At 64.8% G+C, this 13861-nt stretch carries 12 protein-coding genes; 8 read left to right on the top strand and 4 right to left on the bottom strand.

The window, feature by feature from the left end; genetic code table 11:
• The first annotated feature begins 121 nt into the window (after nt 1–121).
• The 5 genes from rpmI to pheT all read left to right on the top strand — a co-directional run bounded on the left by rpmI (nt 122) and on the right by pheT (nt 4769).
• On the top strand, nt 122–325 hold the full coding sequence (rpmI, locus tag AC0L3H_RS04855) for a 50S ribosomal protein L35 (protein ID WP_006201248.1): 204 nt from the start codon (nt 122–124) through the stop codon (nt 323–325).
• 37 nt (nt 326–362) lie between these two features.
• Nucleotides 363–764 (top strand): 50S ribosomal protein L20, encoded by a 402-nt coding sequence (gene rplT / locus AC0L3H_RS04850; protein WP_023796882.1) that lies wholly within the window; start codon nt 363–365, stop codon nt 762–764.
• A 95-nt stretch (nt 765–859) separates the two neighbouring features.
• Nucleotides 860–1945, top strand: a complete 1086-nt coding sequence (gene pheS, locus AC0L3H_RS04845; RefSeq protein WP_473584691.1) for a phenylalanine--tRNA ligase subunit alpha — start codon at nt 860–862, stop codon at nt 1943–1945.
• Complete coding sequence (locus tag AC0L3H_RS04840) at nt 1942–2364, top strand: GFA family protein (protein ID WP_027152017.1); 423 nt, start codon at nt 1942–1944, stop codon at nt 2362–2364. The genes pheS and AC0L3H_RS04840 overlap by 4 nt, the downstream gene beginning before the upstream one ends.
• Nucleotides 2361–4769 (top strand): phenylalanine--tRNA ligase subunit beta, encoded by a 2409-nt coding sequence (gene pheT, locus AC0L3H_RS04835; protein WP_473584690.1) that lies wholly within the window; start codon nt 2361–2363, stop codon nt 4767–4769. The genes AC0L3H_RS04840 and pheT overlap by 4 nt, the downstream gene beginning before the upstream one ends.
• 167 nt (nt 4770–4936) lie before the next feature.
• Here pheT and AC0L3H_RS04830 read toward each other — a convergent pair whose 3' ends face one another.
• A complete protein-coding gene (locus AC0L3H_RS04830) occupies nt 4937–5932 on the bottom strand; it encodes an aldo/keto reductase (RefSeq protein WP_473584689.1) in 996 nt (331 codons plus the stop codon).
• Nucleotides 5933–6028: 96 nt separating this feature from the next.
• Between AC0L3H_RS04830 and AC0L3H_RS04825 the strand changes: the two genes are divergently transcribed.
• From AC0L3H_RS04825 to AC0L3H_RS04815, 3 genes are all read left to right on the top strand, one after another.
• Nucleotides 6029–6949: a LysR family transcriptional regulator gene (locus tag AC0L3H_RS04825; protein WP_473584688.1), complete on the top strand. Its 921-nt coding sequence runs from the start codon at nt 6029–6031 to the stop codon at nt 6947–6949.
• Between the two features lie 207 nt (nt 6950–7156).
• Entirely contained in the window at nt 7157–8143 is a 987-nt protein-coding gene (locus tag AC0L3H_RS04820) for a Gfo/Idh/MocA family protein (RefSeq protein WP_473584687.1), read from the top strand.
• A 39-nt stretch (nt 8144–8182) separates the two neighbouring features.
• A complete protein-coding gene (locus tag AC0L3H_RS04815) occupies nt 8183–9841 on the top strand; it encodes an FAD-binding dehydrogenase (RefSeq protein ID WP_473584686.1) in 1659 nt (552 codons plus the stop codon).
• Between the two features lie 5 nt (nt 9842–9846).
• On the opposite strand, the gene AC0L3H_RS04810 is transcribed toward AC0L3H_RS04815, so the two are convergent.
• The 3 genes from AC0L3H_RS04810 to AC0L3H_RS04800 form a co-directional block, all read right to left on the bottom strand.
• Nucleotides 9847–10788: an alpha/beta hydrolase gene (locus tag AC0L3H_RS04810; protein ID WP_027152011.1), complete on the bottom strand. Its 942-nt coding sequence runs from the start codon at nt 10786–10788 to the stop codon at nt 9847–9849.
• Nucleotides 10789–11004: 216 nt separating this feature from the next.
• The gene (locus AC0L3H_RS04805; protein WP_473584685.1) at nt 11005–11787 is read right to left on the bottom strand and encodes a carnitinyl-CoA dehydratase; all 783 of its coding nucleotides are present in this window, start codon (nt 11785–11787) and stop codon (nt 11005–11007) included.
• 1 nt (nt 11788) lies between these two features.
• Nucleotides 11789–13858: an acetate--CoA ligase family protein gene (locus AC0L3H_RS04800; protein ID WP_473584684.1), complete on the bottom strand. Its 2070-nt coding sequence runs from the start codon at nt 13856–13858 to the stop codon at nt 11789–11791.
• Nucleotides 13859–13861 lie beyond the last annotated feature (3 nt).

Raw genomic sequence — 13861 nt, 5'->3', positions numbered from 1 at the left:
CACCGCCGTTCCCAAAAACCGCCCGGCAGGGCATGCCGTGGCGGTTTCATTTGCTTTTCGGGCTTTGGTCGGCCTGAAGCGAACAAAAGCGCGATGATGCGCACATAAACGGAGTAGCAAAATGCCCAAGATGAAGACCAAGTCAGCCGCCAAGAAGCGGTTCAAGATCACAGGTACGGGTAAAGTCCTGTCGGCTGCGGCCGGCAAGCGTCACGGCATGATCAAGCGTTCCAACAAGTTCATTCGAAATGCCCGCGGCACGATGGTTCTGGCTGAACCGGATGGCAAGAAGGTCATCAAGAATTTTCTGCCGAACGGCCTCTAAGGCATTCGGTCTGGACAAGTTTTAAGGAGATCATGACATGGCACGCGTAAAAAGAGGCGTCACCTCGCACGCCAAGCACAAAAAGGTCCTGAAAGCCGCCAAGGGCTTCTACGGCCGCCGCAAGAACACCATTCGCATCGCCAAGCAGGCGGTGGAAAAGTCGCTGCAGTATGCCTACCGCGACCGCAAGAACCGCAAGCGTTCGTTCCGCGCTCTGTGGATCCAGCGCATCAATGCCGCGACCCACGAGCATGGCCTGACCTATGGCCGGTTCATCGACGGTCTCAACAAGGCCGGCATCGAGATCGATCGCAAGGTCCTGTCGGACATGGCCATCCACGAGCCGCAGGCATTTGCCGCCCTTGTGGCCAAGGCCAAGGTCGCGCTCGAGTACCTCAAGAACACCACGCCGAACGCTTTTGAAAGCGCTGTAGCCTAACCAGCGCCTTCCCAAGCACATCGACACTTGATTTGGGAAACCCGCGCTGGCAGGGCTGGCGCGGGTTTTTCTTTGCCTTCAATCGAGTCTGAAACATGAGTGACATGGAAACTCTCGAAAATTCCCTGATGAGCGACATTGCGTCGGCCGCCGACGAGCAGGCGATCGAAGCCGTGCGTGTTTCAGCGCTCGGCAAGAAGGGCTCGGTCTCCGAAATGCTGAAGACGCTCGGCTCGATGAGCGCAGAAGAGCGCCAGATAAAAGGCCCGGCGATCAACGGTCTCAAGAACCGCATCACCGAGGCGCTTACCGCGCGCCGCGCCGAACTCAAGGACGCAGCGATCGCATCACGGCTCGCGGCGGAAAAGGTCGACGTCACACTGCCGGTGCGGCGATCGCCGGCCGAGCGCGGCCGCATCCATCCGATCAGCCAGGTCAGCGACGAGATTGCCGCGATCTTCGGCGACCTCGGCTTTGCCATCGCCGAAGGTCCCGATATCGAGACCGATTACTACAATTTCACTGCGCTGAACTTCCCGGAAGGCCATCCGGCGCGCGAGATGCATGACACCTTCTTTTTCCAGTCGGACGAGAAGGGCGAGCGCAAGCTTTTGCGCACCCATACCTCGCCGGTGCAGATCCGTACCATGGAGATGCAGAAGCCGCCGATCCGCATCGTCATTCCCGGAAAGACCTACCGCCAGGATTCCGATGCCACCCATTCGCCGATGTTCCATCAGGTCGAGGGGCTGGTGATCGACAGATCAGCCAACGTCGCCAACATGAAATGGGTGCTGGAGGAGTTCTGCAAGGCCTTTTTCGAGGTTCCGCAGGTCAAGATGCGCTTCCGGCCGAGCTTCTTCCCGTTCACCGAACCCAGCATGGAGGTCGACATCCAGTGCGACCGTTCGCGGCCGGGCGAGGTGCGCTTCGGCGAAGGATCAGACTGGATGGAGATCCTCGGCTGCGGCATGGTCCACCCCAATGTGCTGAGATATGGCGGGCTCGATCCCGACGAATATCAGGGCTTTGCCTGGGGCATGGGCATCGATCGCATCGCCATGCTGAAATACGGCATGCCGGACCTGCGGGCCTTCTTCGACGCCGATGTGCGCTGGCTGTCGCATTACGGCTTCCGGCCGCTCGACATGCCGACGCTGTTCGCAGGCTTGAGCACATGACAGCGGCCCACACCGGCGGCTGCCGCTGCGGCGCCGTGCGGTTCGAGGCTTCGGCCGAACCGCACCATGTCAGCTATTGCCATTGCGGCGATTGCCGGCGGGCCAGCGGCGCGCCGGTATCGGCCTTCGTCGGCTTCATCACCGAGCAGGTCGCCTTCACGGGCAAGGCGCTGAAGATGTTCGAGAACGGACCGGTGACGCGCTCCTTTTGCGGCATCTGCGGCTCGCCGATCGCCTATGTCGACGAGCGGCTGGCCGACCACATCTATTTCATGCTCGGCGCCATGGACATGCCGGCCTATTTCAAGCCGACGCACCACGCCCATGTGCGCGAGCAGCTTCCCTTCGTGCATATGCCGGATGACTTGCCGAGACATCTGAAGACCAGCGTGCCCAGACCAGACGGAACACAGTCATGAAATTCACCCTCTCCTGGCTCAAGGACCACCTCGAGACCGACGCCTCGCTCAACGAGATCGTCGAGCGGCTGACCTCGATCGGCCTCGAAGTCGAGCATGTCGACGACAGATCGAGCCTAAAACCCTTCGTCATCGCCAAGGTGCTGACGGCGGTGCAGCACCCCGATGCCGATCGGTTGCGCGTGCTGACGGTCGATACCGGCGACGGCAAGGCACCCGTGCAGGTTGTGTGTGGAGCGCCGAACGCCCGCGCGGGCCTGATCGGCGCCTTTGCAGCACCCGGCACCTATATTCCGGGCATCGACGTGACGCTGACGGTCGGCAAGATCAGGGGCGTCGAAAGCCACGGCATGATGTGCTCCGAGCGCGAGCTTGAGCTTTCCGAAGAGCATGACGGCATCATCGATCTGCCGGCCGATGCGCCGGTCGGCACCAGCTTCGCCGCCTATACGCATCTCGACGATCCGGTCATAGAGATCAATTTGACGCCGAACCGTCCGGACGCGACCAGCGTCTACGGCATTGCCCGCGATCTGGCGGCGAGCGGGCTCGGCCGCCTCGTCGGCGGCGCGATCATGCCGCATGCCGGCAGCGGCATGTGCCCGGTGAAGGTGACGATCGAAGCCCCGGAGCTCTGCCCCGGCTTCGCCTTGAGATTGGTGAAAGGCGTGAACAACGGTCCGTCGCCGAAATGGCTGCAGCAGCGGCTGATCGCCATTGGGCTTCGGCCGATCAGCGCGCTGGTCGATATCACCAATTTCGTCACCTTCGATCGCGGCCGGCCGCTGCATGTGTTCGACGCGAACAAGGTCGCCGGCAATCTTACCGTGCGCCGGGCGCGTGACGGTGAAAAGGTGCTGGCGCTTGACGGCCGCGAATACACGCTGACGCCTGACATGTGCGTGATAGCAGACCAGGACGGCGTCGAATCGATCGCCGGCATCATGGGCGGCGAGCATTCCGGCTGCGACGAGAACACCACCGACGTGCTGATCGAATCGGCGCTTTGGGATCCGATCACCACGGCCCGCACCGGCAGGACGCTCGGCATCATCAGCGATGCGCGCTACCGCTTCGAGCGCGGCGTCGACCCGGAATTCATGGTGCCCGGCGTGGAACTGGCGACCAAGCTGGTGCTGGACTTCTGCGGCGGCACGCCGACCGAAACCGAAGTCGTCGGCTATGCCGGTCACGCGCCGAAGATCGTTTCCTTCCCGCTGTCGGAAGTGAGGCGGCTGACCGGCACAGAGGTGCCCATGGAGGAGAGCCTCGCCATTCTTTCGCGCCTCGGCTTCAAGCCGGAAGGCGCGGGCGATGTCGTCGATGTGGCGGTGCCGTCCTGGCGGCCGGATGTCGATGGCAAGGCCGATCTGGTCGAGGAGGTCATGCGCATCCATGGCGTCGACAACATCGCGCCGCAGCCGCTCGGCGCGCACGATGCCGTCAACGCCAAGATCCTGACTGTCCTGCAGGTCCGCACCCGCGCCGCCAAGCGGGCGCTGGCGGTGCGCGGCATGATGGAGGCGGTCACCTGGTCGTTCATTCCGGCAAAACATGCCGAACTGTTCGGCGGCGGCCAGACCGCACTGAAGCTCGCAAACCCGATCGCTGCCGACATGTCCGACATGCGGCCGTCGCTGCTGCCGGGCCTGATCGCCGCCGCGCAGCGCAATGCCGACAAGGGCATCGGCGATGTCGCGCTGTTCGAAGTGTCCGGCACCTACGAGGGCGATGCGGCCGACCAGCAGCGGCGCGTCGCGGCCGGCGTGCGACGCGGCACGGCCAGGCTCGAAGGCTCCGGCCGCCACTGGGCCGGCAATGCCGGTCCGGTCGGCGTGTTCGACGCCAAGGCCGACGCGATCGCAGCACTTGAAGCCTGCGGCGCGCCGGTCGAGCGGCTGCAGATCGAGGCCGGCGGCCCGGCCTGGTATCATCCCGGCCGCTCCGGCACGATCAAGCTCGGGCCGAAGGTCATTTTGGGCACGTTCGGCGAGTTCCACCCGAAGACGCTGGAGGAACTCGACGTCTCCGGGCCGGTCTGCGGCTTCGAGGTTTTCATCGATGCCGTGCCCGAGCCGAAGGCCAAGCCGACGCGGACAAAACCGAGACTGGAACTGTCCGCCTTCCAGGCGGTCAAGCGCGATTTCGCCTTCGTCGTCGACAAGGCGGTCGAAGCCGGCACGCTGACCCGCGCAGCCCTTGCTGCCGACAGGAAGCTGATCACCAACGTCTCGGTCTTCGACGTGTTCGAAGGGGCGTCACTCGGCGCCGCCAAGAAATCGATCGCCATCGAAGTGTCGATCCAGCCGGTCGAAAAGACGCTGACCGACGAGGATTTCGAGGCGCTGGCAAAGCGCATCGTCGAGAATGTGCACAAGCAGACTGGTGGCGTGCTCAGAGCGTGACGGCTGCGGGCACATGGCGATCACTGTGCCGTGGTGAGTCGAGTATTCTCCGCAGAAGTCCGGCAGGATAGAGGGGGGTGTCTCGCGCCCACGTCTCGCAATTGTCGCGCGGGGCTCGAAAAAGGCGCATCGAAACGCCCCGTTTTGATTACTCCGTAGATCACCGTTCATCCATTGACCAGCGCCAGCATTTCTTCGGTGTAGCGCTTGCCGACGACCTTCTCCGGCGACAGGGCCTCGCCAATGGCCGCCACTTCCGCCTGGCTCAGCGCAATCTGTGCTGCTGCCGCATTCTGCTCGAGATGGCGGATTTTTCGCGCACCGGGGATCGGCACGATGAAATCGCCCTGATGCAGCACCCAGGCGAGCGCCAGCTGCGCTGGCGTCACGCCCTTGCCCGCCGCCATTGTCTCCAGCGTCGCGACAACAGCTGCATTGGCCGCCATGGCGTCGGCCTGGAAGCGCGGCAGTCCACGCCGCCAGTCATCGGCGCCGAGCACCTCTGGCTTGGCGATCGTGCCGGTAAGCAGGCCGCGGCCGAGCGGGCTGTAGGGGACAAAGCCGATGCCGAGCTCGCGGCAGACGGCAAACACCTCTTCCTCCGGATCGCGGCTCCACAGCGAATATTCGCTCTGCACGGCTGATATCGGATGCACCGCATGCGCCCGGCGGATGGTCGCGGCACTCGCCTCCGACAGACCGAGCGCGCGCACCTTGCCCTCGCACACCAGCTCGGCCATGGCGCCGACCGTATCCTCGATCGGCACATTGGGATCGACGCGATGCTGGTAGTACAGGTCGATCACCTCGGTGCCCAGCCGCTTCAATGACGCTTCGGCCACCGCCTTGACGTGTTCGGGGCGGCTGTCGACACCCGCCATGCGCTCGACGCCGTTACCTTCTTCAAGAATCCTGAAGCCGAATTTCGTCGCGATCGTCACCTGGCCACGCACCGGCTTCAGCGCTTTGCCGAGCAGGATCTCATTCTCGTACGGGCCATAGACCTCAGCCGTGTCGAAGAAATTGACGCCGATATCGACGGCGCGGCGCAGTGTGGCGATCGCGTCCACCTCCGGCTGGCCGCCATAGCCGAAGCTCATCCCCATGCAGCCGAGGCCGACCGGATAGACGTCAAGTTCATTTCCAAGCTTGCGGGTTTGCATCACGCGTCTCCTTGTTGTGATGCGGCAGAGATAGCGCCTTGCACTGCGTTCGGTAATCGGCGCTTACTCGCACGGGCTGTTCTAAAAGATAGATCAATGAATCGAACACATCTCTCGCAACTCGCAGTGCTGGCTACCGTCGCCCAGTGCGGCAGCTTTCGCGGCGCGGCCAAGGAGCTCGCCATCGCGCCATCGGCAGTCAGCCACGCGGTTTCCAGCCTGGAGGCGCGTCTTGGCGTGCGGCTCCTGGCGCGCAGCACGCGCAGCGTCGCCCCGACCGAGGCAGGCGCACAGCTGCTCGAGCGGCTGAGGCCAGCGCTGTCGGAAATCGATCTGGCGCTGGACTCGGCGGTCGAGGCGCGCGACCGGCCGGCGGGCAATCTCCGGCTGACCGTGCCGCGCACCGCCGCCCACCTGGCGCTGACGCCGCGGCTCGGTGCCTTTGCATCGGCCTATCCCGACATCGTGCTGGAGATCGTCATCGAAGACCGCTTCACCGATGTGGTCGAAGGCGGCTTCGACGCCGGCGTCCGGCTCGGCGAGAGCCTGCAGCGCGACATGATCGCGGTGCGCATCGGTCCAAACCTTCGCGGCGCCGTCGTCGGCGCGCCATCCTATTTCGCGACCATGCCCAGGCCGCGCCATCCACACGATCTCGTCGGTCACCGTTGCATCCGCTTCCGTTTCTCCAGCGGCATCCTCTACCGCTGGGAATTCGAGAAGGACGGCGAGGAGATCGAGCTGGCGGTGCAAGGGCCGCTGATCCTCGACGAGGACCATCTGATCGCCAATGCGGCGGCCGACGGCGCTGGGCTTGCCTTCCTGTTCGAGGACTATGTCCGCGAGGCGTTGGCCACCGGCCGGCTCATTCGCGTGCTGGAAGACTGGTGCCCGCCCTTCGACGGTTTCTTCGCCTACTACCCGAGCCGCCGCCAGATGCGGCCGGCGCTGCGAGCCTTTGTCGATTTCTTCAAGATAGAAAGCCGGTTTGTGGGAGCGTCGTCGGCTTCGACATGACGCATACAGGTAGAAGGGGATAGCCTTTTCAGGACCTGGCTTCCTCGCCCCCTTTGCGGAGACGAGGAAACCAAGCTCTGCGGAGGGCAGCGCCGGCATCCGAACAAGCCGCAGACGATCGACTTGCTCGCTGCCATGCTTCGCATTGGCTTTTTTGCCGATTTCAGGCAAACCTCCACGCCTGCAATTTGAAGAGGGAGAAGCCTGATGTTTCGATGGGGTGTTTTGTCGACGGCTAAGATCGGCCGCGAGCATCTTTTGCCTGCAATGGTCGAGGCGGAGAACGGCGTGCTGTCGGCGATCGCCAGCCGCGACCTGTCGAAAGCCCGTGCCCTGGCCGATCGGTTCGGCGCCCCCCATGCCTTCGGCTCCTATGACGAGCTGCTCGCATCCAGGGATGTCGACGGCGTCTACATCCCGCTGCCGACCGCCCAGCATGTCGAATGGACCGCCAAGGCGATCGAGGCCGGCAAGCATGTTCTGGTCGAAAAGCCGCTGGCGCTCGACGCCAGGGACATTCCGCCGCTGATCAAGCTGCGCGACGCCAAAAACGTGCTGGTCTGCGAAGCCTTCATGGTCGTCTACCACCCGCAATGGGTCAAGGTGCGCGAGCTGATCGCCAACGGCGCCATCGGCCGGCTGCGCCATGTCCAGGGCGCGTTCTCCTACTACAATGTCGATCCCAAGAACATGCGCAACCAGCTCGACCTCGGTGGCGGCGCGCTGCCCGACATCGGCGTCTACCCGACGGTGTCGACGCGCTTTTCGACGGGCAAGGAGCCGCTGCGCGTCCAGGCGACGATCGAGCGCGACAAGACATTCGGCACCGACAACTACTCCTCGATCCGCGCCGATTTCGGTGACTTCGAATTGTCGTTCTATCTGTCGACGCAGATGGCGGCGCGGCAGGCGATGGTGTTCCACGGCGAGAAGGGCTTCATCGAGGTGCTTTCGCCGTTCAACGCCGGCATCTACGACCACCATCGCATCGAGCTGCACAACCAGAACCACAGCGAGGCGCAAGTGTTCCGCTTCCCCGGCATGCAGCAATACCGGCTGGAGGTCGAGGCCTTCGCGCGGGCGGCACAGGGCGGCACCGACCGCGTCTTCACGCTGGAAGAGTCCGTGCTCAACCAGAAGGTCATCGACGCCATCTTCCGCGCCGGCGAGAAGGAAGGCTGGGAGACGGTCTGACAATCGTCAAGCCGGGGAGGAGAGCCGGGGGAGGAGAAAGTGGCTGACGATGCGGATGTGATCATTGTCGGCGCCGGCCTTGCCGGGCTCGTCGCGGCGGCCGAGCTGGCCGAGGCCGGCAAGAAGACCATCATCGTCGACCAGGAGCCTGAACAGTCGCTCGGCGGCCAGGCGTTCTGGTCGCTTGGCGGCATCTTCCTCGTCGATTCGCCGGAGCAGCGGCGCATGCGCATCCGCGATTCGCATGATCTGGCGCTCGAGGACTGGCTTGGCACCGCCGCCTTCGACCGTGCGGAAGATTTTTGGCCGCGCCGCTGGGCCGAGGCCTATGTCGGCTTCGCCACCGGCGAGAAGCGCTCCTGGCTGACGCAGCACGGCATGAAGTTCTTCCCAATCGTCGGCTGGGCCGAGCGCGGCGGCGGCAACGCCGTCGGCCACGGCAATTCGGTGCCGCGCTTTCACGTCACCTGGGGCACCGGGCCGGGCGTGCTCGACCCGTTCGTACGGCGCGTACGCGAGGCCGAGAATAGCGGGCTGATCCGCTTCAAATTCCGCCACCGGGTCAACGAACTGACGCGGACAGGCGCCGTCGTGAATGGCGTGCGCGGCGACATGCTTGAGCCGAGCGATGTCGAGCGCGGCCGCAGGAGTTCGCGCGACGTCGCCGGCGACTTCGAGTTCAAGGCGCAAGCGGTCATCGTCGCCTCCGGCGGCATCGGCGGCAATCCCGAGCTTGTCCGCAAAAACTGGCCGCAGCGGCTCGGCACGCCGCCCAAGTGCATGATCTCTGGCGTTCCCGACCATGTCGACGGCCGCATGCTGGCGATCACCGAACAGGCCGGCGGCAGCATCATCAACCGCGACCGCATGTGGCACTATGTCGAAGGCATCAGGAACTGGGCGCCGCTCTGGACCGACCATGCAATCCGCATCCTGCCCGGCCCGTCGTCGCTGTGGCTCGACGCCCGCGGCAAGCGCCTGCCGGTGCCGCTCTATCCCGGCTTCGACACGCTGGGCACGCTCAGCCACATCATGAGCACCGGCTTCGATTATTCCTGGTTCATCCTGACCAAAAAGATCATCCAGAAGGAGTTCGCGCTGTCGGGCTCCGAGCAGAACCCCGACCTCACCGGAAAAAGCTGGCGCCAAGTGCTTGGCCGCGCCACATCGGGCGTTCCCGGTCCGGTGAAGGCGTTCATGGAGAAGGGCGAGGATTTCATCGTCGAGCCTGATTTGCCGGCGCTGGTCGCCCGCATGAACGCGCTTGTCGGCGGCGAGCCGCTGCTCGAACTGGCGCAGGTCGAGCACGAAATCCGCGCCCGTGACCGGCAGCTCGACAATCCGTTCTCCAAGGATATGCAGATCACCGCCTTGCGCGGCGCCCGAGCCTATCTCGGCGACCGGCTGATCCGCACGGCCAAGCCACACAAGATGCTCGACCCTGCCAATGGGCCGCTGATCGCGGTCAGGCTCAACATCCTCACCCGCAAGACGCTGGGCGGCTTGCAGACCGATCTCGACAGCCGTGTCCTGGGTACCGATGGCCAGCCGGTCGAGGGATTGTACGCGGTCGGCGAAGCCGCCGGTTTCGGCGGCGGCGGCATGCATGGCTATGCGGCGCTGGAAGGGACGTTTCTTGGCGGCTGCATTTTTTCAGGCCGCAGCGCCGGCCGGGCGGCGTCGCGGGCAGTGGGGTAGGATCCTCACCAGATCCATTCGCCGCGTCCCAGAGCCGATACCGCGTCAACGATCCGGGTAAAGCTCGAGCGCGCACGACCGACCGTGTGCCGGCCTCTGAGATAGCCATGCACCAGCCCCGGCTCTTCGAACCAGTAGGCGTGACCCTCCTCCGCGACGAGGCGGTCGCGATAGGCCTCGCCGTCCGACGACAGCGGGTCGCATTGGGCGGTGATCAGCACAGTCGGCGGCAGATTGGCAAAATCGGCATCGGCCAGCGGCGACAGCGTGAGATCGCCGGTGCGGTCTTCGCCGCCGGTCCTGATATTCGTGTAGAAATCGAGGTCGCGGACCGTCAGCATCGGCGCCTCGGCATGGGTCACGTAAGAGCCTTGCGAGCGGTCGCCGCCAAGGCCGGGATAGATCAGCACCTGGCCGATCGGCCTTCGTGCATGGCCGCGCGTCGCATGGCTGACCGCGGCGGCAAGATTGCCGCCGGCGCTGTCGCCGCAAAGCAGGATCGGGCGCTTGTAGGTCGTCGCCGCCCATTCGAAGGCGCTGATGGCATCGTCGAAGCCGGCCGGATGCAGATGTTCCGGCGCCAGCCGGTAATCGACAGAAACCAGCTCATAGCCGGTGCGGCTGCAAAGCTCGGCGCAGAGGTCGTCATGGCTGTCGAGCCCGCCGAGGATATAACCGCCGCCATGGAAATAAAGCACCATCGCCGCCGCTTCCGGCGCGGGTGTGCGGTAGATGCGGATCGGGATGGGATGCGAAGGCGTGGCAATGGCGGTGGTCTCCGCCGTAACGTTGTCTGGGTGGCCGGCAGAGAATTCACGGCACATGCGGTCGTAGATGTCGCGCTGCTGATCGATGGTGTAGTCGATCGCATCAGGCGGAAAATAGGAATTGGTCCGCTCGATGAAGGCCCAGGTCTCGGCGTCGATGAGTTTTTTGTAGTCGGTCATGGACGCTGAACGCGATCTGACGACAGCGCCTGGGCACCCCCCTCTGCCCTGCCGGGCATCTCCCCCTCAAGGGGGGAGATCGGATGTCGCTTCGGTTTTCGCCAATCTCCAACGTTGCAAGATGGGCTGCAAGGCCGAAGCTGCCAATCTCCCCCCTTGAGGGGGAGATGGCCGGCAGGCCAGAGGGGGGTGGGCGCCGTCATTTCAACAATACCTTCACTTCCCCTTCCACACCGGGTCGCGCTTTTCGGCAAAGGCGCGAAAACCCTCGAGATTGTCCTCCGAGCCGTACAGTGCGTCAACCGTCGCCAATTGGCGGCGCGTCACCCGGTTCATCGCGTCCTGGAAGGTGAGTGCTTCGGCGACCCGCGCCGTCTCCTTGATCGCGGCAAAGACCAGCGGCGGACCGCCGGCGAGCAGTCGTGCGATCTCCCAGACGCGATCCTCGAGCTTCTCCTTGGGCAGCACCTCGTTGACCAGACCCCAGCGATGCGCTTCGCCGACATCCATCCAGCGGCCGGTGAGCAAAAGGTCCATGGCGACATGATAGGGAATGCGCTTCGGCAGCTTGATCGTCGCTGCATCGGCCAGCGTGCCGGCGCGAATTTCCGGCAGCGCAAAGGAGGAGTGATCCGACGCGTAGATGAGGTCGCAGGACAGCGCCAGCTCGAAGCCGCCGCCGACCGCCATGCCGTTGACGCAGGCGATGACCGGCTTGTTGAGATCGCGCAGCTCCTGCAGCCCGCCGAACCCGCCGACGCCATAGTCGCCGTCGACCGCATCGCCGCCGGCCGCGGCTTTCAGGTCCCAGCCGGCGCAGAAGAACTTGTCGCCGGCGGTCTTGACAATGGCGACCCGCAGATCCGGATCGTCACGGAACGCCTTGAAGGTCTCGCCCATCAGCCGCGAGGTGTTGAGGTCGATAGCGTTGGCCTTGGGTCGATCGAGCGTGACTTCGAGGATCGTGCCCTCGCGGCGGGTGGTGATGACGTCAGACATTCTAGTTTTCTCCAAGCACCAGCAGCGCGTCGGCGATCCAGGCGCCTTTGCCTTGCGCGCAGACGATCAGCGGGTTGATGTCGAGCTCCTCGATCTCGCCGGCATTTTTCTGCACGAAGGCGGCGATGCCTGATATCGCCTCGATGGCCGCCGCGAGATCGGCCTTGGGCCGGCCGCGATAGCCTTCGAGCAGCGGGAACAATTTGAGCCCGCGCAATGCCGCCTCGATGTCGTCGCGGGTCGCCGGCAGCATCAGCGTGACGCTGTCGCGCAGCAGCTCGACCAGCACGCCGCCGGTGCCCAGCGTCATCACCGCGCCGAACATCGGGTCACGGGTGAAGCCGACGAGCAGTTCGGCGACGCCGTCGCGCACCATGCGCTCGACATAGAGGCCGGTGCCGAGCGCATCGAGATCATGGGCCGCCGTGCTGACGGATTCGGCGTCCCTGAGGTTGAGCCGAACCGCGTCAAGCTCGGATTTGTGGGTGACGCCCAAAGCCTTCAGCGCAACCGGAAAACCGAGCGCCATCGAGGAGATGACCGCCTCGACCGCATTGCCGGCGCGTTCACCCCTCGGCACGGGGAGCCCGGCCTCGATCAGCCGCGCTTTCGCCTCGGCCTCATCAGGCGTGACATGGTCGCCGGCCGGCGCCCCGGAAGCGGAGGTGTCGATCGGCTGCGCCTGCGGCTCGCGCCAGGCCCAGCCGATGAAGGCGGCCGCCTGGGCGGCGTCCATGGCTTCGGAAATGCCGAACAACGGCACCATGCCGCGTCCCATCAGGCCGGCGGTGTATTCCTCGGGCAGGTTCTCCGGCAGCGAGGAGACGATTGCGCCCTGCGCCTTGTTGGTCTTCAGCGCCGATTCGAAGGCGCGCAGCGTCGTCCACCAGTCGGTGTCGGAGCAGCGGTCGGGGCGCGGGAAATCGAGCACCAGCATGTTGAGGTCGAAGCCGCCCGACACCATGGCGGTGAAGGTGGCGGTCATCGCCGGCTCGTTGTTCCAGATGAAGGTGTGGTAGTCGAGCGGGTTGGCCACCGCAACCAGCGGCCCGAGCGTCGATTTGACGTGGGCGCGGTGGGTGTCGGTCAGCGCCGGGAAATTGACCCAGCGGCCTTCGGCGCTGTCGGCCATGACAGACGCTTCGCCGCCCGAACAGCTCATCGACGACAGCCGGTAGCCGGGCAGGGGGCCGGTGACGTGCAGCAGCTTGAGCGCCTCGATGAAGGCAGGGATGGAATCGACGCGGGCGATGCCGAGCCGCTTCAGGAAGGCGCCCGAGGCAGCGTCCGAGCCTGCTAGCGACGCGGTATGCGACACCGTTGCTAGCCGCGCCTGCTCGGAGCGGCCAACCTTCATGGCGATGATCGGTTTCTTCAGCTCTCGCGCCCGCGCGGCCAGCCTTTCGAAGCCGGCTACCGAATCGAACGCCTCGATATGCAGGCCGAGCGAAGTGACCCGATCGTCCTCGATCAGGCCGAGCGCCATTTCCGAAAGGCCGGTCTGTGCCTGGTTGCCGGCGGTCATCAGAAAGGCGATCGGCAGGCCGCGCTTCTGCATCGTCATGTTGATGGCGATGTTCGACGACTGGGTGATGATGGCGACGCCGCGGCCGCCCTCGGCCAGCCTGATGCCGCCATGCTGGTCGGGCCATAAAAGCGCGCCGTCGGCATAATTGATCAGGCCGTAGCAGTTCGGCCCGATGATCGGCATCTGGCCCGCCGCAGCGACCAGTTCCGCCTGCAATCGCTCGCCATGCTCGTCATAAGCCTCGGTCTCGAGAAAGCCGGCGGCAAAGCAGACGGCGCCGCCGGCACCGCGCTCGGCCAGCGCCTTGACCACCTCGATGGTCAAATGCCGGTTGACGCCGACAAAGGCGGCGTCGGGCGCGCCGGGCAGGTCGGCCACCGAGCGGTAGGCCTTGCGGCCGGCGACTTCATCCTTGGTCGGGTGCACCGGCCAGATCTCGCCGGCAAAGCCCATCTTGATCGACTGCGCGACGACGGCGGCGGCCTGCGCGCCGCCGAACACGGCGATCGTTCGCGGGCGCAAGAGGCGCTCAAGTTTGTGCATTTA

This window comes from Mesorhizobium sp. WSM4816 (assembly GCF_055811535.1).
The sequence above is the reverse complement of the archived record's forward strand: the minus strand, read 5'-3'. Positions and strand labels throughout refer to the sequence as shown.